Source organism: Streptomyces sp. LS1784 (genome assembly GCF_020103755.1).
Lineage (GTDB): Bacteria > Actinomycetota > Actinomycetes > Streptomycetales > Streptomycetaceae > Kitasatospora.
This window is the reverse complement of sequence record NZ_JAHSQD010000877.1, coordinates 1-2320: the sequence shown is the minus strand read 5'-3', so window position 1 is coordinate 2320 and position 2320 is coordinate 1. Positions and strand designations below refer to the sequence as shown.

Sequence of the window (2320 nt, the reverse complement as noted above, 5' to 3'; positions counted from 1 at the left end):
GTCGGCCGCCCCGCCCCAGCCGCCGCACCCGCTGCCCGCCGGCGGCTGGGCCTCCGTCACCCCCTCCGCCCAGTCCGGCTTCCAGCCCGGCCACCCGTACGCCCCGGCCCCTGGCCAGGGCCCGGCCGCCGCTCCCGGGTTCGTCCCCGGGTTCGTGCCCGGACCCGCCCCCACCAACGGCTTCGCCGTCGGCTCCCTGGTCACCGGCCTGCTCCTGGTGGCCCCGGTGGCCCTGGTGTTCGGCATCCTCGCGCTGGTCCAGATCAACCGCCGCAAGGAGCGCGGCTCCGGGATGGCGGTGACCGGCCTGGTGCTCGGCACGATCGGCACGATGCTGCTGGCCCTCGCGCTCGGCGCGGCCGACTTCAGCTCGGCGCGGGCCGGCCGCTACGGCCAGGCCCCGAAGGCGCCGGCCGGCTCGGTGCACTGGTCCGACCTCAAGGCCGGCGACTGCTACGACTCCCCCGAGGGCGGTTCCACCGCGGGCGGGGACGGCGACGAGACGGTGTACTGGGTGCACCGGGTGGCCTGCGCCGAGCCGCACCACGGCGAGGTGGCGGGCACCGCCGGACTCCCGGACGGCAACGGCACCTACCCGGGCGAGAGCGAGGTCCGCGCGTCGGCCGGCCGGCTCTGCCGCACGGTGCTGGACGGCTACGCGCTCGACCAGTGGGTCGTCCCGGACGGCATGGACGACGTCTACCTCTACCCGACCGCGAAGAACTGGGCGTCCGGCGCACGGTACGTCACCTGTGCCTTCGAGGACCGCGACGACCCGCACCGGGGAACGGTCCGCACCGACCGGAGCCGCCTGACCGCGCCCCAGCTGGCCTACCTGGAGGCCGTCCGGAGCTTCAACGACGTCTACCTGGACCCGCCGGACGGGGACGTCTCCGGGGCCGAGGCCGAGTACCGGGCGTGGGCCCGGCGGATGGCCGTCGCCTCCCGGACCGAGGCGGCGGTGCTGGGCGCGCCGTCGGCGCCCTGGCCGGCCGACGTCCAGCCGAAGATCGCCAAGCTGGTCGAGGCCCAGTCCCAGGCGGCCGCCGCCTGGGACGCCGCGGCCTCCGGCGACGACGTGGCGGGTGCCGTCCGCCGGGCCAGGGCACTGGTGGCCAGGACGGCGCCGATGGCCATGGAGATCCGTCGCGGACTGGACCTGTCCACCGGTGAGCAGGTGCCCGACCTGCGGGTCTGAGCGGCCGCGCACCCGGTAACCGGCCGTTGACCGCGCCCGTACCTGCCGGTAACCCGCCGACCGTACGGTCGTGGGCACGTCCCCGGCCCGACCCCCACGCGAGCCGGGGACCAGCCCGTCCGGCCCGGAGCGAGACAGCCGCAGGAGCTCCCGATACCCTCCCGCCATGGGCACCTACCGGGTGATGCGGCAGGACGACAACGGCAACCGCTTCCTGGTCGCCAAGGACCTCGACCGGGCCGGGGCCCGGCGGCTGGCCGCCGAGTTCGAGGCCCGCGGGCACAAGCAGATGTACTGGGTCGAAGAGGACGGGGTGGCCCGGCCGGAAGCCGAGGACGGGACGGTCCGGAACGCCTGAGGTCGTAGGGTCAGGCCATGGACGCGACCCATCCCGGCCCCACCCCTGACGCACCTGGCACCCCCGCCGCTCCCCGGATCGTGGTCGGCGGTGCGCTGGTCCACCGCGGCCGGGTGCTCGCCGCCCGGCGCAGCGCGCCCGAGGCGGTGGCCGGCCGGTGGGAGTTCCCCGGCGGGAAGGCCGAGCCCGGGGAGACCGAGGCCCGGGCGCTGGAGCGGGAACTGCTGGAGGAGCTCGGCGTCAGGGCGCGCGCGCTGACCCGGCTGCCGGGCGCGTGGGCCGTGCGCCCCGGCCTGGAGCTGCGGTTCTGGGCCGCGGAATTGCTCGCCGGCGAGCCGCGCGCGCTCCAGGACCACGACGCGCTGCGCTGGCTGGGCCCGGACGAACTGGACGCCGTGGACTGGATCGACCACGACCGTGACGTGCTGCCGCACGTCGCCCGGCTGCTCGTGGAGGGCGGAACGGCGGCTGCGGACAGCGCGTCGGCGGCGGGCGACGCGCAGTCCGCCGGGTAGGTCAATCGGACAAGACGACCCGCGGGCCGGGATAGCCTGGATGCTGCTGGGTATGTCACTTTTCGGCACTATTCGTCACTATCGGTGAGCCGTCCCCAGCCGGCGACGCCGATCCCGACCAGAGCCGGAGGCCCCGTCGGTGTCGAGTACCGGGAACGGCGGCGGGGGAGAGCGGCGGGCAGGCTCCGCGGGAAGCGCTGCCGCCCGCGCCCGACTGCGCCGCGCCGCCCGTCCGGCCGCCCCCCAGCC

General features: G+C 76.4%; 3 protein-coding genes. All 3 read left to right on the top strand.

From position 1 onward, the window contains the following. On the top strand, positions 1–1198 hold a 1198-nt coding region (locus KS423_RS43700; RefSeq protein ID WP_224285249.1), incomplete at its 5' end, for a DUF4190 domain-containing protein. A gap of 166 nt (positions 1199–1364) precedes the next feature. After that, the gene (locus tag KS423_RS43695; protein WP_224285248.1) at positions 1365–1556 is read left to right on the top strand and encodes an SPOR domain-containing protein; all 192 of its coding nucleotides are present in this window, start codon (positions 1365–1367) and stop codon (positions 1554–1556) included. A 17-nt stretch (positions 1557–1573) separates the two neighbouring features. Beyond that, positions 1574–2071, top strand: coding sequence for an NUDIX domain-containing protein (locus KS423_RS43690; RefSeq protein WP_224285247.1), 498 nt, complete (start codon positions 1574–1576; stop codon positions 2069–2071). Positions 2072–2320: the final 249 nt, after the last annotated feature.

Coding starts and splice junctions, on each gene's coding strand:
- KS423_RS43690 (WP_224285247.1), top strand. CDS start 1,574: ATGGACGCGACCCATCCCGGCCCCACCCCTGACGCACCTGGCACCCCC.
- KS423_RS43695 (WP_224285248.1), top strand. CDS start 1,365: ATGGGCACCTACCGGGTGATGCGGCAGGACGACAACGGCAACCGCTTC.